The sequence below is a fragment of the Vitreoscilla massiliensis genome, assembly GCF_001457815.1.
GTDB lineage: Bacteria > Pseudomonadota > Gammaproteobacteria > Burkholderiales > Neisseriaceae > Vitreoscilla > Vitreoscilla massiliensis.
Window position 1 is genome coordinate 77,055 of sequence record NZ_LN898220.1, and the last position, 22,222, is coordinate 99,276.

The following is a 22,222-nucleotide window of genomic DNA, read 5'->3' on the forward strand; positions in this document are numbered from 1 at the left end:
CTTACAGGCCGCCTCCATAGCGCTCAAACCATTGCAATACTTGTTGCTGATAATAAGGCTCGTTCAAAGCGGCAATGTGCCGCCCTTCTGGCACCGTCACAAATCGTTTGGGTTGCCCTGCCTTGGCAAACAAACGCTCGCCATGCGCATATGGAATCACCTCATCGGCCGTACCATGCAGCATCAACAGCGGAATCGGACTGATGGCGGCAATATAACGGTGGGCGCTGAGCTGGTCGTTCACCACCACACTGGCGCCGGCCAATTTGTCATTGGCGATGGCATCGTAGCCATAAAAAGTCGAATCCACCACCATCGCGCGGATGCCCTCGCGGTTGCCACGTCCGATGGCAGCAATGGCCTTATTGCCACCGATAGACTGCGCCAACACAAATAAGCGCGTCGCATCGACTTCCGGCATGGCGCGTACATGGTTTAAAGCCGCATCGGCATCGGCCACGATACCAGCAAAACCGACCTTGCCCGCAGAGGTGCCAAAGCCACGGTAATCAAAAGTAAACACGTTATAACCGTTTTCAGGCAACCAATGCACCAACGCATAATGGCTGGACACATTCTGCGCATTACCATGAAAATGCACCACCGTGCCCTTGGCCTGCTTGGGAGTGGCATGCAAACGCGAAGGCACAAACCAACCATGCAAACGCGTGCCATCGCCGCTTTGAAAATAAATGTCTTGAAACGGCTGTTGATAGCGCGTTGGCGTGTTGCCATAATCCACCGCATCGGGATAGTAAAACATTTTTTGCGCACACGAACTGAGCACCACTCCCACCGCCACCATGCCCAACACACTGCACAGCCATTTGTTCAGCGTTTTCATCATCGCCCACCTCCTTGCCCTCATTGTAGAGCAAGCGAGCCAAACTCAGGGGCGAACTGCTGTTACAGCGGCAGCAAGCGCTACCTCAAGTTAAAAAAGCGGCCTGTAAATCGTTACAGGCCGCTTTTAGCATGGATTGATTTCAAAATAGGGATTTAAAACACCGTTTTTAAACCCACGCCGACGCCATAAATGCTTTGTTTTTCTGCGCCCCAATCACCATTGTCCGCCACCGTGTACGCCATCGGTTTGCGTATCCAGCCCGCAGTCATGAGGCCGGTGGTGGTTTTGGAAAACGCATAATCGGCGCCAACAATGACTTGGTCGTAAGAAGTATTGTCAACCTTACCCACATCCTCGCGCTGCTCATCCCAACCATGTGCATACGCCACCCGCGGCGTTACCCGTCCCCACTGATGCGATGCGGTGACTATGGCTTCACGGGTAGTACTGGCAGGGCTCACAGGCTTGCCAGTACTGGCCATGCCCCGCCCCCACAAACCTTTAAACCCATCCATGTATTGGAAACCTACGCCGAGCATGGTTTTTTTGTTATCAAACCCGGCCAACACGCGGTATAAGTGCGCGTCTTCAATATCGCCTTGTTCGACAAACTGGTGTTTGTACACGCCAGCCGCCCCTTTGGCATACCAAGGCCCTTGTTGGTAAGCGAGCGCCAACACTGTGGCCTGATTGAGCGTGGTTTCGGCATCAAAGACTTCGGTTTGACTGCTGTCCGCCAATTGGTGGGTAATGTTGAAATCAACACCATGAATGCGAGGCGCATCGTAACGCACACCGCTTAAGCGTTTTTCTGCGCGGGTGAAGATTTTCATGCCTTTGGGATCGTTAAGGTCGGTATTCGACTCCCACGGATCGACTTGCATTTTCTGATTCGGTACTCCGAGCATGCCATCGGCGACGTAACCCAGTTTGAGCGTGCCCCACTCTGGGTTTTTCACGCCGACAAAGGTATCAAACGAATTCCAACGGTTTTGCCCGCCACTGCTGTCACCAGCAATAGAAATGGCGTTTTCCACTTGCCACACCACTTCGGCGTTGTCGCCGAGTTTTTCTGAACCTTTAAAGCCCAATTTAGAACGGTAGTCTTCGATTTTGGTGAGCGAGCCGCCATCGCTGTTGTGATTGCTGCCTATACCGCCTTTGATTTGGCCGTAAATCACCACATCGGCGTGCGCGCTTGCCAGACATGCGCACAAGCCCATGCCTAAAATGTATTTGAATTGCATGTGTTATCCTCAATGCCAAACTTACAGGCCGCCTCAAGCGGCCTGTAAACCCAACATGAATCTAAAAAGAAGGCACGTTGCCCAGAAACGGTTTACAAATCAATGCTGGTCAAGTCTTTACCGATCACCACATTGCCTGTGTAAAACTGTTTCACGCCCTCTTCCCACATTTTGTCGCTAATCAATGGGTCATCGCCCGGCACATAATGCGTCAACACCAGATTTTTCACGCCCGCAGCCTGAGCCAAACGGCCCAATTCATCGGTATTGGTGTGTGAACCTTTAAAATGCTGGTATTGCTGTTCCGCCGACTGGCTGTCGCCGGCCAATTTTTTCGCCAAACGACGGATGCCGTCTTCATATTGCACCTCATGCACCAAATAATCCGCGCCTTTAGCAAACTTCACCATTTCTTCGTTGTAAGCCGAATCGCCTGAGAACACCACCGTCTTGCCATTGAATTCAAATTTGAAACTGTAAGTCTCATCAAAAGGTGGATGGATGGATTTGATGGCAGTCACTTTGATGCCATCTTGCTTGAACACTGGGTTTAATTGCTGAATTTCGTGCACTGCGATCAATTTGCGCGGATCGGCACGGTCTTCATCGGCCATGCGTGTGTTGATGTCGATTTCATTCGATTTGAAATAGGCTTCGGTCATGTTTTTCATGCCAGTAGGGCCATACACTTGTACCGGCTTTTTCAAACCACCGGTGACCCAAGCGTTGTAAAACAAATTGCCGTATTCCAAAGTGTGGTCGGAATGCATGTGGGTAATGAACACATAATCCAAGTCTTGCAAGCGGTAACCGGCTTTGACCATTTGCACCGACACGCCGTAACCGGCATCGACGACAAATTTCTTGCCATTAATCACCAATAAATTGGCAGGATTGGCACGCTTCACGCCCACCCGTGGGCCGCCTTGTGTGCCCAACAACACCAAACGGTTGTCTTGTGCTGACGTATTTTGAGCAGCTTGCACGCTGTGAGTGGCGGCCGTGTTCACGTTTTCAGCCCCAGCCATACTGGTCAACGCCAAGCCCAAAGCCAAAGTCATGCTGATGGACATTGTTTTTAATTTCATCGTTTACTCTTCTGTTGTGTGTATTGTTATGAGCGGGCGAATATAAACGAGTTTTGCACAGACGCCACTATTAAAACCCGTATAACTCCTATCCGTAAAAGTGGTAGATAAAAGCAAAATCAAACAGATACTATGGTTTTGTGCACAAAAAAGCGGCCTGTAAATCTTTACAGGCCGCTTTTATATTTCAATAGGCTAAGCTGCTGCCAATTGTATGTCTGATTGCATATTGATATTGCTGGTAATGGCAGTTCCATCTGTATTGCCCATCGCCGCCATGGCATTGGTCATTTGGGTAACGGCATTGACATCGCTGGCTTTGAGGATTTGCCCATCAGCAAATTCCCAATTGACGATTACTTGGGCTTCAGCATCAGCACCATTTTTAAACTGGCCAATAATAGTAACTTTGTCAGTACTGTTATTTTTTTGAATAATGAGATTTTGGTCATCTCTAACAAAAGTAACTTCAGATAAATTCACATCCCTAAAATACATATGATTTTCGGCCGTGTAATCCACAATATCATCGTTACCCCAAGTCCCGGACATCACATATGTATCCGCACCTGTACCACCCACCAAAACATCATCACCAGCAAGTCCATTTAAAACATCATTTCCATAACTACCATACAACATATCAGATACTGCAGTACCTATCACATCATCATTACCATTGCTACCTGAAATCTTGGCAGGACCACCCAGGGGACCTCTCTCTTCCACTCTGTTGATGCCTTCATAAATCGCTTTTATATGGTCAGATTTAAAAACTTGACCATCAGCAAATTCCCAATTAACAATCGAATTATCCTTCCATCCGCCATCACCATTCAACTGCCCTCTAATGGTCAGCCAAGGTTGAACATCAATGGGATCATATGGATTAATAATCAAGTCACTAGAACCTAAATTCTCAAAACGCATGTCTTCTAAATTGGCATTTTTAAAATAAATGTGATTGTTTGCACCAGAATCATAAATATCATTGGAATTATGATAATAATCTTCCCAAGTTTCAAAACCAAAGTCATCGTTGATGACATAAGTATCGACACCTAAACCTCCAACTAATGCATCATGCCCATCGCCACCTTTAATCACATTGTTATCAGCATTCCCCAAAATATAATCATTACCAGAAGTACCTATGATTTCATCACTATTATTATTCGCAAAAATCCAATTGTCATTGACAGCCAAATTTTGTATAGCACTAGTCTCCAGCACCAAACCATCGGCAAATTCCCAGTGAGTCACTGTACCATCGAGATTTTGTAATCCACCAAAATCATCCTGATTATAAAAATTCTCAATGGTTATACTGTCATCGGAGTATTTCCGTGTAATCAATAAATCATCAATATACGCATTTGTGGTGACATTGTATCTTTTCACAAATTGGACACTGGCCAAATCTGCTATTTTTACATCCCGAAAAAAGATATGGTTACTGTCTGTGCTGTCCTTAATAATGTCTTGTCCCCATTGCCCTACATAAACATAGGTATCTGCTCCGTCCCCGCCACGCAAAATATCATCCCCACTGCCACTGCGTAAAATATCATTACCTGCATAAGCATAAATCTCATCTCCCCCACTGCCCGCTACCAAATCATCAAAATCAGCACTTCCAAAAATATTTTGTCCCATTATTCACCTCAAAAATATAAATTAAAGTTATTGCACTTTTAGAGTAATATAAAAACTCTTCGCCTTCAAATGAATTTTATTCTTATGCGTATTATCATAATTACAATTATGTTGAATGCTTTAACAACTTTATTTTGGATAGAAAAGTGGCCTGTAAATATTTACAGGCCACATCCATTAAACCATTAAGCGAAAAGTAAAATGCTCGAAACTAAATTGAAGCAATTGTTAAAGCATTATTAGGTGTAGGTGAAATCCATTCTGCAGCATTGCGTATTTCACTTCCATCACTTGCCATGCCTTGTATCATTTGATTGACCATGGCTTGGTTGATGGTAGTGCCATCTCCCAATACAATAGATCCAGAGGTGGTTGAACTGAAAAGAGTATTGTAATTATCAATAGTGACGGAATTACCACCATCAATTCCTATGGTCAAACTAAGATTGTTGCGACTGTAAAATAAATTTTGAAAACCCAATAAATGTGCAAAAACTACCGTGTCGTTACCCGCAGAGGCAACGATATTGTCAACACCTTCATTTAGATTAAAGTAAAAAGTATCATCACCGTCACCACCATTCAGAACATCATCACCAGTGCCACCGATGAGGGTGTCCGTGCCAGCACCTCCCCCTAAGCTATCATTGCCTGCACCACCCTCTAAACGGTCATCACCACCCCAGCCACTCAAGCTATCATTGCCCACTTCACCATACAGGGTATCATTGTAATACGAGGACCCTGCCAAGCTGTCATTCCCATTACCGCCATACATTGTTACGGGCACACCAAATACATACATTGCACCATCGTACATCCACATTTGGTCGTTGGCATCACTGCCATGCAACACCAAGTTTTGTGACAGTTGTGCCCAAGTCACGGTTTGATCTTTGAAAATAAATTTTGCTGGCATATAATGTAACGGGTTCTCATCGTAGATTGGATCTCTTTGAAATGTAATCGAATCAGTACCATTGTAACCATACATGGTTAAACTACCCCAAGATGTCGTGAATTTAACATCGGCAAAATTGACATCTTTCATTTCTATGGTATTGCTACCAGAACGATCAACCACCACATCTTGGCCATGGCCATTGTAAAATATATAGGTATTGTTTTCTCCTGAGGCCTTTATATAATCATTGCCCACCCCACCAATTAAAGTACTGTTGCTGGTATCAACATTTATAGAATCATTTCCAGCACCACCAATGATTCGGTCTCCATTACCATAGCTAATGCTTAATGTATCATCACCATCACCACCATTTAAGATAACGCCTCCCAGTGATTCAGCCCAGATATTGTCATCCCCTGCCAAACCATTAATGGTCCAATTCTTTATAGCCGCATTATTGTTATAAAGTTCGTCTGAAGCCGCAGTACCATTCCAAATCAACCGAGTATTACCAAAAATCAAATCATCATAAGTAATATTTTTATCTTGAAATTTAAATGAAACCAGCTCACTGTTACTATTAAAGAAATAATTCTGTAGAAGTACTTTACTCATACTGGAACCAACAGCCTTGACAAGTAAATCGTTACCTTCACGGATAAATTCCACAGTATTACTAACAGCATCATAAAAATTAATGGAAGAATTTTGCTCGCTACTCAGCTGTACAATATCAAGAATTTTTGTCTGTGTTTCGCCTGAGAACACCAAATATTGCATGCCATTATCAAAGGAAAAAGATTTATGGCTAGCAGACGTGTTGACATCAAAATATTGCTTAACAAGCACTTGGTCTGTGGTATTACCGTAGGCAAACACACGTAAATCATTACCAACACGGTCAAAAACTGCATTACTGCTGTTGGCACCAGCAAAAACCAAACTATCATACGACAATGTATCATCTGTATCAGTGACAGAATCTTTCCCATGACCTTGGGCAAACAAATAGGTATCTGCATCATCTCCCGTACCGCCATATAGACTGTCAGCACCAATACCACCATCTAAAATATCATTACCAGCATCACCATTAATCCCATCACTACCTAGACCACCTAAAATAGTGTCATTGCCACCACCACCACGAAGAATATCATTACCTGCTAGACCACCAATGGTTTCGGCCGAAGCAGTACCAGACAATAAATCATTACCACTGGTACCTGTAATAGTTAATGGGACAGTTGTCAAAACTTTGTCCGCAAATTTAAATACCATATTGAGATTTGGCATCTCCGCATCAAAATACTGTCTAACCAGTACTTCATCACCTGCATTACCATAACCTGAAATTAATAAGTCATTGCCAATTCGTCTAAATATAGCCGTTGTACTATTCATATTTAAAAATTCTAAGCTGTCTTTAGCTGTAGTATCGTCGGTATCAATAACAGTATCTCGACCATGACCTTTGGCAAAAATATAACGGTCGATATCATTGCCGGTTCCTCCATACAACAGATCATCTCCTACGCCACCATTAATGATGTCATTACCGGCCTCACCTTTTATTTCATCATTGCCGTTCCCACCCAAAATACTATCGTTACCAGCGCCTGCACTAATTAAATCATTTCCATCCAAGCCATAAATCGTTTCAGCAGATGCACTGCCGTTCAAAACATCATTAGCATTGGTTCCCTTAATAATCAAAGATACTGATGTCAACGTTTTATCTGCAAATTGAAACACTTTATTTGAGGCGAAAGCCGAAGTATCAAAATATTGATGTACCAAGACTTCATCATTGACGCCACCATAACCCCAAATACGCAAATCATTACCAACACGGTTAAAAATAGCAGCAGTACTGTTGATATTCAGGAACACTAAGGTATCTTTGGCTGTATTATCATCGGTATCAATCACCGTATCTTTACCATGCCCTACAGAAAAGATATAACGATCTATATCGTTGCCGGCACCACCATACAAAACATCATTGCCCTCCCCGCCGTTAATGGTGTCATTACCAGCATCGCCATTAATGCCATCATTACCAGCACCTCCAAAAATAACATCATCTCCTGTACCAGCTCTGATGACATCATTGCCTACAGTACCATTTAATGTTTCAGAAGCACTGCTACCATTGATATAGTTTATTGCCATCTGATTCTCCTAAATTTCACTTGTTTTGGTATATTTACTGCTGCATTAAAATGTACTTTCTAGCTTAATATGATTTGCAAATACATTTTCTAAATCATTAGATTCAAGCTAAAATTTTTAATGTTTTTGCATTGTGGCTTAATGTTTTTATAATGGTATCCCTGTACAAATTAAGCCGTTTGATCATGTCAAAATAATGATGTAATGCATATCAAACAGCTCACTCCATCATATCAAAAAATATGAAAATTCCCATAACTTTCATTATGATATAGATATTTATATCTCTTCATAAATAGAAAGGCAATATTATGAAACCAACAAAAAAAACATTACTGCTTCATTTTCTAGCAGTGGCTGCTTGCTTAATACCTCAATGGGCTTATGCTAATAATACTGTTACTAATGGTGTTGATGCGTATTTAGTCACAAGAACTTGGGCACCTAATGAGCGTTATAATGCCACTCACTTTTTAATGGTCCCACTGCATTATGCCTATCAAACTCAAGACAAACAGTTGATACAAAAATTTGATGCCCAAATGGCGATACTCACTCAATCCAATCTAGAAAGCATGGATTTAAGTGATAGCTCACAGCGCTTGCGTTTATTGCAATACTTATATTTATTAAGCCAATATGCCGTCTTGTCCGGAAACAAACAGCCTGAGCTCAGTACTTACTTATTACAAAATATGCGTAAAATTTGGACTGAAATGCCCGCATGGCAATGGCAGCGCAAACCTTTCAATAATATGAAAGAGCGGATTCAATGGAAACTTAATGTGGGAAAAGATGTGGGATTTAAACGTGCCATCATTGATGAAGAGTTTTTTACATTTGCAGTTGCTGCAGATTTGAGCAAAATTTATAAAAACAATCCCGTATTAAAAGACATTAACCAAACAAGTTTACAAGTATTTCAACAACGTAGTAGTTTTGATTCATCTGGGAGATGGTTGTTTGATAAAGGTAGTTGGGACACTCATCCTGATTTTGCTTACGCAGGTTACACCGATACACAACATATTGAAGACAAGAAACCCATACAAAATACTGTAATGGATTCCTCACATTTTTTGCGCATGCCCTTGATTTTAAAATCACTGCAAGACAGCTATCAAACCGGCTCCGTACCATATGCCTTCTATCAGAAAACCAGAATGGGGCTTGAAAAACAGTTTTTTGATAAGGTTTTAGTCAATAAGAATAACAATATCAGCCTGACCAACTTCATGGATGGACGCAATGGTGTGTACCGTTGGAATCATAAGTCTTTAGGTCAAGAAAATGAAGGCTATGATGCCTATGAATTAACCTCCTCTTTCGGTATGGGTTGGTGGGTATTTTTACCAAATAGCCGCATCAATAATTTGTACCACCAATATCACCAACAAATCACCACCAATGACATCAATCAAAAAAAATGTGATCGCCTATCAGAAGTGATCATCCAAAAGCAAAATATTATTAACCGCAAGACTTTGAACCAATGTATGTATTGGTATAACACCATTATGACTGATGCCATTACCAATAAATAACAATGTTTTCTTAAATTGAATTTAAGTTTGACTTTCGATATGTTTATGTAATATAAAAGCGGCCTCTAACGATTTACAGGCCGCTTTTATATACAAACAGATTAAGCTGCTGCCAATTGTATGTCTGTTTGTGTATTGATATTGCTGGCAATGGCCGTTCCATCTGTATTGCCCATTGCCGCCATAGCATTGGTCATTTGGGTAACGGCATTGACATCGCTGGCTTTGAAGATTTGTCCATCAGCAAATTCCCAATTCACAATGACTTGTGCAGCCGTATCGGTGCCATTTTTAAATTGACCCATGATGCGAATTTGTTCGCTGCTATTGAGTTTGTGAATCAACAAGTCTTCACCATCGCGCACGAATGCCACATCTTTTGCATTCACATCTCGAAAATACATGTGGTTGTCGGCATTGAAATCCATGATGTGGTCTTGCCCCCAATTGCCATTAAACACATAAGTGTCCGCTCCCACACCACCCACCAATACATCATCTCCCGCGCCACCGTTCAATACATCGTTACCGTATTGTCCGAATAAGATTTCGTGGTGCTCAGTACCATATATTTCATCGTTCCCATTGCTGCCCACTAGTCTGCCATCGTCCCAAATATTGTCATCATTGCCTTGACCAGTTTTAAAAAGCATTTTGGTCAAAACTTCAATATGTGAAGATTTCAGTATCTGACCATCGGCAAACTCCCAGTTGACCACAGACTTGCCATCCCAATCATTGTAATTGTCATACTGCCCATAAATGGTAACAGCTTGTCTGCCTTCAAAACCCTTAGTAGAAAGCACATGCAAATCTTCAGCATTGAGATTGCCACGCATAAACACCACATCGGACAGTAAACTACGATTAAAGTAAATGTGATTATTGGCTTGTCCATCGATAATCTTTATGGTTTCAGATTCGGTAGCTGGGGCTGAAAACAATGTTGAAACCACATAAGTATCTGCACCGCTCCCTCCTATCAAGGTATCGCTGCCACCTCCACCAAAAATCACATCATTGCGGGCATTACCATATATGGCTTCAGACGCTGTACTACCATGAATTTCTTCTTGATTATTCACATTATTGATACGGGTTTGATATAGATTTTGATAATGAGAATTCTCAAGTAACCTATGAATTTGCTGAGCATTCAACACCAAGCCATCCGCAAACTCCCAATGGCTGATAACATTGTCAGTCAATAAAAAGTCTTGCCAGTTTTCATCCAACCACCGAAATTGATTGCTGATGGTAATGTGTTCATCTGTACCTATTTTGCGTATCAGCAAATCCATACCCACTTGCTCAAATTTTAAATCTGCCAATGTCACATCTCTAAAGAATATGTGGTTCTCGCTACCGCCATCCGTGATGACATCTTGCCCCCAGTCACCCGCATACACATAGGTATCAGCCCCCTCTCCGCCGATTAAGACATCATTGCCCAAACCACCACGCAATACATCATTACCGCCATAGCCATAAATCGTATCATTGCCGACACTGCCGGTTAAATCATCCTCAAATTCACTGCCAAAAATATTTTGTACCATGACATTTCCTCAATTAAAGTGATTGCACCACTTTAGTATAGAATAATTGCTTCATGATTCTCAATGTAATTCAACTCCTTAACGGTAACCGAGACACTTATCCAACACAAAAAAGCGGCCTGTAAACATTTACAGGCCGCTTTTAAACTAGGCAATACAACCACAGCATTTACGCAGATGGTTGACGCAATTCCTTAGGCAACACAAATACAATGCTTTCTTCCACGCCATTCAATTCCTCTATGCTGCCGTGACCCCAAGCTTGGATTTGGGCGATGACTTCTTGTACCAATAATTCTGGTGCAGAAGCGCCGGCGGTGACGCCAACATGGTTTTTGCCGGCAAACCATTCTTCTTTAAGGAAGCTGGCGTTGTCGACCATATAGGCATCGACGCCGCGCAAAGCCGCCACTTCGCGCAAGCGGTTGCTGTTAGACGAATTTGGCGAACCCACCACAATCACGATGTCGCAATCGGCAGCGAGTTTTTTCACGGCTTCTTGGCGGTTGGTGGTGGCGTAGCAAATGTCTTCTTTGTTTGGGCTCTTGATGTGTGGGAAACGCGCTTTTAAGGCTTCGATGATGTCGAAGGTTTCATCGACAGACAGCGTGGTTTGGCTGACATGGGCGAGTTTTTCCACATCGTCCACCACCAGTTTGGCCACGTCTTCCACCACTTCCACCAACAACATGCCGCCTTCGCGCACCTGTCCCATCGTGCCTTCGACTTCGGGATGGCCTTTGTGGCCTATCATGATGATTTGGTAGCCGTCTTCGTTTAAGCGCTGCACTTGTTTGTGCACTTTGGTCACCAATGGGCAAGTGGCGTCAAAAATACGAAAACCGCGACGGATGGCCTCTTCTTGTACCGCCAAAGACACGCCGTGCGCCGAGTAAATCAAGGTTGAGCCTTCGGGCACATCAGACAATTCTTCAATGAAAATCGCGCCTTTGTTGCGCAAATCATCGACCACAAATTTGTTGTGCACCACTTCATGGCGCACATAAATCGGCGCGCCGTATTCTTCCAAGGCACGTTCAACAATGCTGATGGCGCGGTCTACTCCGGCACAAAAGCCGCGTGGGTTGGCAAGTAAAATCGGTTGTGGCATGTCTGTGTCCTTAAACTGAAACTTTTTTGTTTTGTTTGTCTTTTTTCGCTTGCGCAAAACCGTCGATGACCAACATCACCGCACCGACGCAGATAAAGCTGTCGGCAATGTTAAACGCGGGGTAGTAATACGGCTCCACATAAAACAGCAAAAAGTCGATGACATGGCCATGCACAAAGCGATCGACCACATTGCCCAACGCACCACCAATAATCGCCGCCGCGCCCCAATTGCCCCAGCAGGCAAACTGGCCTTTGCGGATAGACCACAATAGCCAGCCACTGATGATAAAGGCCAAGGCCGAGAAAAACACCACTTGCCAGCCGCCAGCATTGGCCAAAAAGCTGAACGCCGCACCAGGATTATAGACATGGGTCAAATCAAAGAAATTCGGTATCACATTGAGGCGGGTTGCGCCCAAGAAATAGCCTTGTGCGTCGTAAACCGGTGCAGGGATGTTTTTAATCACCAACCATTTGGTCAATTGGTCGAGCAAAATCGCCACCACCGAAACAATCAGGTATTTGCCCAGCGAAACGGGCGCTTTTTCATTGTGCATAGCAAAAGAACTTTCATCAAAACGGGCGTATTGTCGCACACCTGCGGCGAATTGAGGGACTGGGTTTAAGAATTAATGGCTTACAAATGGGGCGGCCCTACACGATTGCAATGTGTCACGCAGCAAAATAGTGCTTAAGCTGTTTACAGACCGCATACAAGCGGCCTGTAAACCTTAAGAAAACACCCCTGTCGACAAATAGCGGTCGGCGCGGTCACAAATAATGCACACAATCACAGCATCAGGGTTTGCTTGCGCGATTTGCAAGGCTGCCCATGCTGCGCCTCCTGACGATACACCAGCGGCGATGCCTTCGTGCGTGGCCAAGGCGCGCATGGTGGCTTCGGCATCGCTTTGCGCCACATCCATGATGACGTCCACGCGTGAGGCGTCGAAAATTTTCGGTAGGTATTCTTGTGGCCAGCGGCGTATGCCCGGGATGCTAGAGCCTTCGGCCGGTTGCAAACCGATGATTTGGATGGCTGGATTTTGCTGTTTTAAGTATTTGGACACGCCCATAATCGTGCCTGTCGTGCCCATGGAGCTGACAAAATGGGTGATTTTGCCGTGGGTTTGTTGCCACAATTCTGGGCCAGTGGTCAGATAATGTGCTTCCAGATTGTCGGGATTGGCAAATTGATCGAGCACAATGCCTTTGCCCTCGGCCTGTAATTGCAAGGCCAAGTCGCGTGCGCCTTCCATGCCTTGTTCTTTGCTCACTTCTATCAATTCGGCGCCGTACACGCGCATCGCGTCTTTGCGCTCTTGGCTCATGTTGCTTGGCATGATGAGCTGCATTTTGTAGCCGCGCATCGCCGCCACCATCGCCAAGGCGATGCCGGTATTGCCCGAAGTCGCTTCGATTAAGGTGTCACCCGGCTTGATGTCGCCGCGCTTTTCCGCTTGCATGATCATGTTGTAAGCGGGACGGTCTTTCACCGAGCCGGCGGGATTGTTGCCTTCGAGTTTGGCCAATACCGTACCGTGGCTGGGCTGGCTTAAACGCTGCAAACGCACCAAAGGCGTGCCGCCAACAAAATGGTCTAATAAATATTCGTCTGCTTGAAACACGGTGTTTTGTGCCATGTGTGGTTCTCTTCTGCTCAAAAAGCGGCTTCTTACCGCCAGAAGCCGCTATTGTAACGCCAAGCTGCGTTAAGTTCGGTTTATGCTGATTGCAAACACATGCGCAAAAACGCCAAGCTGCGTTGCCATGCCACCTCGGCCGCGCCTTGGTTGTAAGCGCCGCGCTGATCACAATTGAAACCATGGTGAGCGGGATAGACATACACCACCACTTCGTCGCCATACCGTTCGCGCAAGCGCTCTATGCCCGCCAGCGGCGTGGTGGCATCGTCATCGGAAAAATGGGCCAATACCGGTGCCACCGGTTTATCAGCCAATTCGGTTTCTGCGACCATGCCGCCGCCGTAATAGCAAATCGCCGCCCACAAGCTCTGCGCATGTTGCGCCGCGCGCCAAGTATTGAGCCCGCCCCAACAAAATCCCATCATACCGACTTTGCTCACGCCCTCATGGTCGTAAGCCCAATCGATGCAGGCTTGAATGTCACCGGCTATAGCGGCCTGTAAACCGTCTTCCGCCTGTTGCTTCAGTGCTTTGCCATGTTCAACGTCAGCGGCGCTGTAGCCCATGTTGACGTTTTTTTCGAGGCGGTCAAACAATTGCGGCGCGATGGCCACATAGCCCTCGTCAGCCAAACGCTGACACACATCTTGGATATGGCTGTTAACCCCAAAAATTTCCATCGCTACGATAACCGCAGCTTTGGCCGGCGTTTCAGGCCGCGCCACATACACATCCAGTTCAAAACCGTTGCTGTTGATGGTTAACCATTGTGTTGACATTTGCATTCCTTCGTCTTGTTTTCCCATCAATAACCCAAATTGGCCGTCAATTCAAGTCTGTTCAAACATATACGGTCGTTATGCATCGCTGTCATTGCACACCCTCTTTAGCAAAGCGGCCTGCAAACCCATCAAAACACATTTATTACATAAATTTCTTTCAAAACAGAAATAAATGTATTAAAATAAACCCAACTTGTTCAAACGGCCATGGCCAGCACATCAGTATCGCCACACTCGCCCTGCCTGTCTTTGTTAGGAGCATCACATGAAACGTCGCCATCCACAAAAGCATTTCTCCCGCAGATGCATCGTCCCCGCGACCCGTCTGAAACCAAGCTTAGACGATTATCCATTTTTCAAGGTCTTCCTGACGTTTACCCTTGCACCAGCCATAGTCGGTTTGTTCATCATGCTGATATTCATGTTTTCCGGCAATCCAGCAGCGGCCATTTTGTTCGGCTTTATCGCCATGCTTTACGCCCAATCGATGTATTGCATTCCAGCCTTAGTTGTCGGCATCATCATCAGCGCCTGTCGTTGGGGAAAAAACTGGGCCGATATTTATAAAGCCACCGCAGTGGGCGGGTTGTGTGCAGGCATACCTACGGTATTTCACACCTCAACATCGCTCGCTTTGAGCGCCACCCTCGTTGCCTCGGTGACATGCATGTTGCTGGCCTACCTCGTTTTGCCCGCAGATGAGGATGGTGACATTCCCGTTTATGAGCCCGAGGAACCCGACTACTGGGCCGTTGAAATCCCAGCCAGCATGGTCAAAACCACAACACACGCCCGCGGCGTGTATTACTTAAAAGATTTGCCCACACACGCACTCATCAAACGCAAGCCACAAGACTGATGGGCACACCACTGCTTTAATGTATGTCTGCAGAGTGGGCTGCATCCTGCCTGTCCTAGCCCTAAGCAGCTCAATGCGGCCTGTAAACTTGATTCCCATAAGGGGGTGCAAAATGAAGCTCTATTTACAGCAATTGCTGCTGCGTTTGCTCATCAGCGCGGCAGTGGGCGTGATGTCAGCACCGATTTTAAACATCATCTTCGAAGATTTGCGCAAACCCGATTTCACCACCCATCCAACGCCTTATCGCTATCATCAGCCAGACCCCACTTGGTTAAGCAGGGCCCTAGATTGGATTCCCTCACCCTTTTCCGATACTGGCATAGGCATCAGCATGGCTTGCGTCGGCATTTATGTGCTGGCATGGATGCTGAATGTGCGCTTGTTCAAAGTGTTTGTGATTGTGGCCAGCCTGTATTCCCTGCCAATTTCAATCCTGGCCTTAGACATTACTTTCAGCACGGTTCTGCTCTTTCTGCCTTATCTGACTTTGTTTGCGTTCACACTGTATTTGATCAAATGGCATTTGAGCAGTCCGGTATCAGAATCTCAATCCCAGACAGATGAGCAACAAGCCCATGACACATTGTCCTAATTCACAGGCTGCATCAAGCGGCCTGTAAGCCAAGCTCAGGAATCAAGCCATGAACAAACAATTACCCACTGCCCATGCGGAACAAACGCAAACATTGCCTGACAACACACCACCATTTCGCCCCCAATACCCCACAATTAAAGTGCTGATAGGTTTCAGCTTGGCCCCCGTATTCGCCACCTTGATGATTACGCTGTTAATGGTCATCTTCACTTTAACACTGGAAATCTTCATCTACTTCCCCATGGCGGTTTACTTTGCAATGATGGTGTATGGCATACCTGCATTCATCACCGGCGCCATCATCAGCGCCAATCGTTGGCATAAAGACGGGAGTGGCATGATGAAAGCCACCCTCACCGGCATGTTGTGCAGCAGCTGGCCCATCCTCTTGGGCAACATCTCTTTTTTACTGTTGGGCATGGCCTTTGTTGCGGCGGTGACCAGCCACATTTTAGCCCACATCGTATTGCCTCAACCCGCCTTGACCCAAGCACCTGCCGCTCCTCCATCCATACCTAACCCGGAGACACCCGCATTGACATCGGAACTGGCCGCAGACGAAGCCTCTGCCATACCGACCGCAACAGCTCCCACAGACAGCGTTTACTATTTAAAAGACTTGCCGCGCTTTCGGCAATCACAGCAACAATCTGAATAAAAGACATTACAAGACCAGCAAACCTAGCAAACCTCATTCCTGCTACATGCCACCAAACACTTACAGGCCGCATTAAGCGGCCTGTAAACAGAATGGAGCATCCCAATATCGGTTTAAATCATCGCAGCATACAAACACAATACCGCCGCCACAGCGAGCCCAAAGCCGAGCCAGTTAACCTTGTTCAAACGCTCTTTCCAGAACACTGTCCCAATGAGCATGGCCAAGGCCAGCACGCCGATGTTCACGCCCGCAAACACCACACTTGGGGTTTCATGCATCGCTTGGTGGGCCTTGATGTAGAAATAAATATTGGCAAAATTGAGCACCCCCAAGACCACACCACAGCGCAAGCTAAAACCATCCCATTCGGTTTTGCGTTGCAACAAATAACCCCAAATCAACACCGCCGAACAAGCGAATGCCATCAGCAAGGCCAATGAAAACTGGGTACCGGTCTTGGCAATTTGTTTGAACAAGATGTCGCACAAGCCATAACCCACCCACACCAACAGCAACAGCAAACCACTGGTTTGGGTTAACACGTGTTGGTTTTTTTGCGCTTGCGGACGCCATATCAAGGCCACCACACCCAACAAGGCCAAGCCCAAACCTACCGCCTTAAGACCGGCGATGTGTTCGCCAAAAAATGTCGCCGCCGCGATTAAAGGCAGACACACCGACAAACGCTGCGCCGCATCGGCGCGCACCATGCCCGCTTGCGACACCGCATGTACCATCATCACAAACACCAGCGGCAATAACACCCCTAGCAACAGTAAAATGCCCCATGGCATTTCAACCAAATTTTGTGTCTCCACGCTGGGTCGCAATAACACCACAACCGCGGCAATGGCCACCAAGTAATTCACTGCCACCGCTTGAGCGGCCTGTAAACCACGCGGACGTGCCCATTTGAACAACACCGACACCATCACACTGCACAACACACACAACACCAAAGCCATCATTCTGCTTGTTCATCCTTAAATTCTAAATTCAATTCCGGCGCCAGCGCGCCTGCATCCATCTCGGCTTCGTCCACACTGAGGCTGTGCATTTTCGCCAACCACACTTTGCGCTTGCGCTGCGTGCACAAGCGCACCACTTCGCGTTTTTGCGCATCGCTGAACTTGAGCCAATACAAACGCTCTTCGCGCGAGCGGAAACAGCCTTTGCAATAACCGCGGTTATTGCTGATGCACACCCCCACACATGGGCTGGGGATGTCGAAAAACTCCAGTTGTTCCATGATGGTGCACCTCTGCACAAGCGGCCTGTAAACGGCCATTGTAGCCATTTTCCAACCCGCTCGCAGCAGTAACGCATTCAGCCACAATAAAAAACGCTGCTGTGGCATGCCACAACAGCGTCGATATCAAGTTTACAGGCCGCTTATAACAACACGCGTTCTATACCACCATTGGCTGCTTTGGCGACGAACTCGTTTTGCCATTGTTCGCCCAACACATGTTTGGCCATTTCAATCACGATGTAGTCGGCATCGACATTGGCATCGTCTTTGTAACGGCTCAAACCTTGCAAACACGCCGGACAAGAAGTGAGGATTTTCACCGGCTCGCCTTGTAGCAAGGCCGCTTTGCCTTTTTCAATTTCTTCTTGCTTGCGGAAACGCACTTGCGTGGCAATGTCAGGACGGTTAACCGCAAACGTACCGGCTTCACCGCAACAACGGTCAGACAAAGGCACGTTTTGTCCCATCAATTCCGACGCCAATTTGGCTGGCTGCATGGTTTTAATCGGCGTGTGACAAGGGTCGTGGTACAAATACTGCTGACCCTTAACACCATCCAATTTCATGCCTTTTTCAAGCAAGAATTCGTGAATGTCGATGATGCGACAGCCGGGGAAAATTTCCTCGAAGCGGTATTCTTGCAATTGGTCGTAACACGTGCCACAGCTCACCACCACGGTTTTGATGTCCAAATAGTTCAAGGTATTGGACATGCGGTGGAAGAGCACGCGGTTATCGGTGGTGATTTCCTGTGCTTTCTCGATGTTGCCCGCGCCTTTTTGTGGGTAACCACAGCACAAATAGCCCGGTGGCAACACGGTTTGCACACCGACATGCCACAACATCGCTTGCGTGGCCAAACCCACTTGGCTGAACAAACGCTCAGAACCACAGCCAGGGAAGTAGAACACCGCTTCCGTGTCTTCGTGCAATTGTGGATTGCGGATAATCGGCACGGTTTTGTTGTCTTCGATGTTGAGCAAAGCGCGCGCGGTTTTAATCGGCACATTGCGTGGCAACGGACGATTGATGAAATGCACCACTTGTTCTTGCACCGTCGGCTGCTGCGTGGTTGCGTCTGGCTGTTTCTTCTGTTTCTTCAATTTGCCGAAACTGAATTTTTTCGCCATTTCATAAGCGGCGTTTTGCGCCTTAAAGCCCATGTTGACCACGCCCACACGCAAGGCTTTCACCGTGGCTGGGTCTTTGGCATTCAAGAAGGCCATGCCGATGGCTGCGGTTGGATTGAATTTCTTCTTGCCTTGTTTGCGCAAGAAATCACGCATGTCCACGGTCACATCACCAAAGTCGATGTTTACAGGACACGGTTTTTCACAGCGGTGGCACACGGTACAGTGGTCGGCAACATTGTTGAATTCTTCAAAATGCTTCAGCGACACGCCGCGACGGGTTTGTTCTTCATACAAGAACGCCTCGGTGAGCAAGCCCACGCCCAAAATCTTATTGCGCGGGCTGTAAAGCAAATTCGCACGCGGCACATGGGTGGTACACACCGGTTTACATTTACCACAGCGCAAACAGTCTTTCACCGAGTGGGCAATCTTACCGATGTCTGATTGCTCCATGATGAGGGACTCAACGCCGAGCAACTCAAACGATGGCGTGTAAGCCATGCGCAAATCGGCACCACGCATCAATTTACCGCGGTTAAAGCGGCCTTCAGGGTCGACTTTGGCTTTGTAATCCCAGAACGGCTGCATTTCTTCGTCGGTCAGGTATTCCAATTTGGTGATGCCTATGCCGTGTTCACCCGAAATCACCCCATTCAAATCGCGGGCGATTTTCATGATGCGGTCGACGGCATTGTGCGCCACTTGCAGCATGTCGTAATCGTCGGAATTGACTGGAATATTGGTGTGGACGTTGCCGTCGCCGGCATGCATGTGCAAGGCCACGAACACGCGTGAGCGCACCACTTTGCCGTGGATTTTGCCCAATTGCTCCATGATTTTCTTGTCGATATGGCCGCTGAATATCTCGCCCAAATGGCGCATCAAATCGCGTTTCACCGACACGCGCAATTTGAAATCGCGCATGGCAATAAAGCAAGATTTGTTCACATCGGCACTGCTGTCTTCCAACACACTGTCACCAAAGCGGGCGATGTAGTCGGACAAAGGTGCATCCAAATTGTCCAGCAACCACTGCCAACGCTCACCGATGGACTCAACGTGTTTCAAGGCATAGCCGCCACGCTCGCCGAGCAATTCCTTGCTTGGCAAGTCTTCGCCCATTTTGTCCACTGGCAATTTTTCATGGCGTAAATACGCTTCTAAGGCGCGCACCAAGGCCAATTTGTTTTGAATCGACAATTCAATATTGATGCGTTCGATGCTGTCTGAATACTCACCCAAACGCTCCAACGGTATCACCACGTCTTCGTTAATCTTGAAGGCATTGGTGTGTTTGGCAATCGCTGCCGTGCGCGAACGGTCTAACCAGAAGGTCTTGCGCGCTTCTGGCGACACGGCGATAAAGCCTTCACCATCACGGGCATTGGCAAAACGCACAATGTGTGCCGCCGCTTCTTGCACCGCATTTTCGTCATCAGACACGATGTCGGCGAGCAAGACCATTTTCGGACGGCCTTTACCGGCCGCTTTGGTGGCATAACCGACCGCACGCACATAGCGCCAGTCCAAATGCTCCAAACCCGCCAGCTTGACGCTGTCGTGACCCAACAAATAATCGCGAATTTCCACAATCGCTGGCGTCGCATTCGCCACCGTACCAAAGAATTCCAAACACACGGTGCGTGTGTGTTTCGGCATGGTGTGCAATACAAACGCCACGCTGGTGATGATGCCGTCCGTGCCCTCTTTTTGCACCCCCGGTACGCCCGACAAGAATTTGTCGGTCACGTCTTTGCCCAAACCCACTTTGCGGAATTTGTGCCCTGGGATGCTTAAGCGCTCGGTAGAGACGATGGTTTTGCCGTCGTCTTTTAAGGTATGCACATCAAACTCAGCAATTTCTTGGTCGTGAATTTTGCCCATATTGTGGTTCACGCGCTCAATCAACAACCACTGCCCTTGCGGATTGACCATCTTCCAATAGGCCAAGTTGTCCAAGGCCGTGCCCCACAACACTGCTTTTTTACCGCCCGCATTCATCGCCACATTACCGCCCACGCACGAAGCATCTGCAGAAGTTGGGTCGACGGCGAACACAAAGCCCGCTGCGGTGGCCGCTTCTTCCACGCGGCGTGTCACCACACCGGCGCCACAATGGATGACAGGGTGTTTGCCTTCCAAACCGGGCAAATCCACCATTTGCACACCCATGTGTAAATCCAATTTTTCGGTATTGATGACCGCACTCATGGCATCCAGTGGAATGGCGCCACCGGTATAACCCGTACCACCGCCACGCGGGATGATGGTCAAATCCAATTCGATTAAGGATTTCACCAACGGTGCGATTTCGGCTTCTGAATCGGGGTTAATCACCACGAATGGGTATTCCACCCGCCAGTCAGTGGCATCGGTCACGTGCGACACACGTGCCAAGCCATCAAACATGATGTTGTGTTTTTTGGTGATACGGCTTAAGCGCTGCACGATTTGCTCGCGCTTCACGCGGGTTTTTTCAAACGAGGCATCGAAATCATCGACCGCTTGCGTGGCCAAACGCAGCAATTCGGCCACTTTTTGGTTGTCGTCACGGCGTTTTTGGATTTCGTTTAAACGGTGGCGCATTTCGCGCACCAAGGCTTCTTGACGGTGTTTGTGTTCCAGCAAGTCGTCAACCAAATAGGGATTGCGCATTACCGCCCAAATGTCGCCCAAAACTTCAAACAACATGATGGCGGAACGGCCGGTACGACGTTGCGAACGCAAGTCTTCCAAGATGTCCCAAGCCGATTGACCAATCAAACGGATGATGATTTCTTTATCTGAATAAGATGTGTAGTTGTACGGAATTTCGCGAATGCGCGCGTTAGCAGTCATTGGGGTTCCATTAACGATTTTTGTTATTTGCCGCCAGAAAATTGTTGCAAAGCGACAATTTGATAGTTTAACCGATAGACCCCGTCCTGAAAACCCAAAACAGGCAGTATTGTCATTTGGATGTCATTTAAAGCCAAATATTTAAAGAATCCAACAAAATCATGTGTTTTTGACAAGACTGTTATGTGTTTTTGACAGGCGTAATTGGGTTCTAGAGCCTCCATACCCACTTCGTCTTTTCGGCGATAACAAATCGGTTTTTGAGGGCGATAATAGGCATGTTTATGCCCAAATGACGGTGACACTGTTTACATCAT

General features: G+C 46.7%; 17 protein-coding genes. 4 read left to right on the forward strand and 13 right to left on the reverse strand.

From position 1 onward, the window contains the following. Window position 1 precedes the first annotated feature (1 nt). The 5 genes from BN3003_RS09180 to BN3003_RS09200 form a co-directional block, all read right to left on the reverse strand. Window positions 2-847 (reverse strand): alpha/beta hydrolase, encoded by an 846-nt coding sequence (locus BN3003_RS09180; protein ID WP_199822575.1) that lies wholly within the window; start codon window positions 845-847, stop codon window positions 2-4. Window positions 848-999: 152 nt separating this feature from the next. Beyond that, window positions 1,000-2,094: a porin gene (locus BN3003_RS09185; protein ID WP_058356362.1), complete on the reverse strand. Its 1,095-nt coding sequence runs from the start codon at window positions 2,092-2,094 to the stop codon at window positions 1,000-1,002. Between the two features lie 92 nt (window positions 2,095-2,186). Beyond that, the gene (locus BN3003_RS09190) at window positions 2,187-3,182 is read right to left on the reverse strand and encodes an MBL fold metallo-hydrolase (RefSeq protein ID WP_058356363.1); all 996 of its coding nucleotides are present in this window, start codon (window positions 3,180-3,182) and stop codon (window positions 2,187-2,189) included. Between the two features lie 195 nt (window positions 3,183-3,377). Continuing rightward, window positions 3,378-4,838 (reverse strand): calcium-binding protein, encoded by a 1,461-nt coding sequence (locus BN3003_RS09195; protein ID WP_058356364.1) that lies wholly within the window; start codon window positions 4,836-4,838, stop codon window positions 3,378-3,380. 211 nt (window positions 4,839-5,049) lie between these two features. Further along, complete coding sequence (locus tag BN3003_RS09200; RefSeq protein ID WP_058356365.1) at window positions 5,050-7,920, reverse strand: calcium-binding protein; 2,871 nt, start codon at window positions 7,918-7,920, stop codon at window positions 5,050-5,052. 311 nt (window positions 7,921-8,231) lie between these two features. Here BN3003_RS09200 and BN3003_RS09205 point away from each other — a divergent pair, with 311 nt between their 5' ends. Then, a complete protein-coding gene (locus BN3003_RS09205; RefSeq protein ID WP_082625623.1) occupies window positions 8,232-9,464 on the forward strand; it encodes a hypothetical protein in 1,233 nt (410 codons plus the stop codon). A gap of 101 nt (window positions 9,465-9,565) precedes the next feature. On the opposite strand, the gene BN3003_RS09210 is transcribed toward BN3003_RS09205, so the two are convergent. The 5 genes from BN3003_RS09210 to BN3003_RS09230 all read right to left on the reverse strand — a co-directional run bounded on the left by BN3003_RS09210 (window position 9,566) and on the right by BN3003_RS09230 (window position 14,561). Further along, window positions 9,566-11,023 carry a calcium-binding protein gene (locus tag BN3003_RS09210; RefSeq protein ID WP_058356367.1) on the reverse strand — a complete coding sequence of 486 codons (1,458 nt, stop codon included), beginning with the start codon at window positions 11,021-11,023 and terminating at the stop codon, window positions 9,566-9,568. Window positions 11,024-11,192: 169 nt separating this feature from the next. Next, on the reverse strand, window positions 11,193-12,134 hold the full coding sequence (ispH, locus tag BN3003_RS09215; RefSeq protein WP_058356368.1) for a 4-hydroxy-3-methylbut-2-enyl diphosphate reductase: 942 nt from the start codon (window positions 12,132-12,134) through the stop codon (window positions 11,193-11,195). Window positions 12,135-12,144: 10 nt separating this feature from the next. After that, window positions 12,145-12,693 (reverse strand): signal peptidase II, encoded by a 549-nt coding sequence (lspA, locus tag BN3003_RS09220; protein ID WP_058356369.1) that lies wholly within the window; start codon window positions 12,691-12,693, stop codon window positions 12,145-12,147. Window positions 12,694-12,867: 174 nt separating this feature from the next. After that, window positions 12,868-13,779 carry a cysteine synthase CysM gene (gene cysM, locus BN3003_RS09225; RefSeq protein ID WP_058356370.1) on the reverse strand — a complete coding sequence of 304 codons (912 nt, stop codon included), beginning with the start codon at window positions 13,777-13,779 and terminating at the stop codon, window positions 12,868-12,870. An 80-nt stretch (window positions 13,780-13,859) separates the two neighbouring features. Next, on the reverse strand, window positions 13,860-14,561 hold the full coding sequence (locus BN3003_RS09230) for a dienelactone hydrolase family protein (RefSeq protein ID WP_058356371.1): 702 nt from the start codon (window positions 14,559-14,561) through the stop codon (window positions 13,860-13,862). Between the two features lie 268 nt (window positions 14,562-14,829). Between BN3003_RS09230 and BN3003_RS09235 the strand changes: the two genes are divergently transcribed. The 3 genes from BN3003_RS09235 to BN3003_RS09245 all read left to right on the forward strand — a co-directional run bounded on the left by BN3003_RS09235 (window position 14,830) and on the right by BN3003_RS09245 (window position 16,679). Further along, a complete protein-coding gene (locus BN3003_RS09235; RefSeq protein ID WP_058356372.1) occupies window positions 14,830-15,423 on the forward strand; it encodes a hypothetical protein in 594 nt (197 codons plus the stop codon). Window positions 15,424-15,535: 112 nt separating this feature from the next. Beyond that, entirely contained in the window at window positions 15,536-16,018 is a 483-nt protein-coding gene (locus BN3003_RS09240) for a hypothetical protein (protein WP_058356373.1), read from the forward strand. A 49-nt stretch (window positions 16,019-16,067) separates the two neighbouring features. Continuing rightward, window positions 16,068-16,679, forward strand: coding sequence for a hypothetical protein (locus BN3003_RS09245; RefSeq protein ID WP_058356374.1), 612 nt, complete (start codon window positions 16,068-16,070; stop codon window positions 16,677-16,679). 113 nt (window positions 16,680-16,792) lie between these two features. Here BN3003_RS09245 and BN3003_RS09250 read toward each other — a convergent pair whose 3' ends face one another. The 3 genes from BN3003_RS09250 to BN3003_RS09260 all read right to left on the reverse strand — a co-directional run bounded on the left by BN3003_RS09250 (window position 16,793) and on the right by BN3003_RS09260 (window position 21,905). Beyond that, complete coding sequence (locus BN3003_RS09250; RefSeq protein WP_058356375.1) at window positions 16,793-17,650, reverse strand: EamA family transporter; 858 nt, start codon at window positions 17,648-17,650, stop codon at window positions 16,793-16,795. After that, window positions 17,647-17,931 (reverse strand): DUF1289 domain-containing protein, encoded by a 285-nt coding sequence (locus BN3003_RS09255; protein ID WP_058356785.1) that lies wholly within the window; start codon window positions 17,929-17,931, stop codon window positions 17,647-17,649. Before BN3003_RS09255 ends, BN3003_RS09250 begins: the two co-directional genes overlap by 4 nt. Window positions 17,932-18,074: 143 nt before the next feature. Continuing rightward, a complete protein-coding gene (locus tag BN3003_RS09260) occupies window positions 18,075-21,905 on the reverse strand; it encodes a DUF3683 domain-containing protein (protein WP_058356376.1) in 3,831 nt (1,276 codons plus the stop codon). Window positions 21,906-22,222 lie beyond the last annotated feature (317 nt).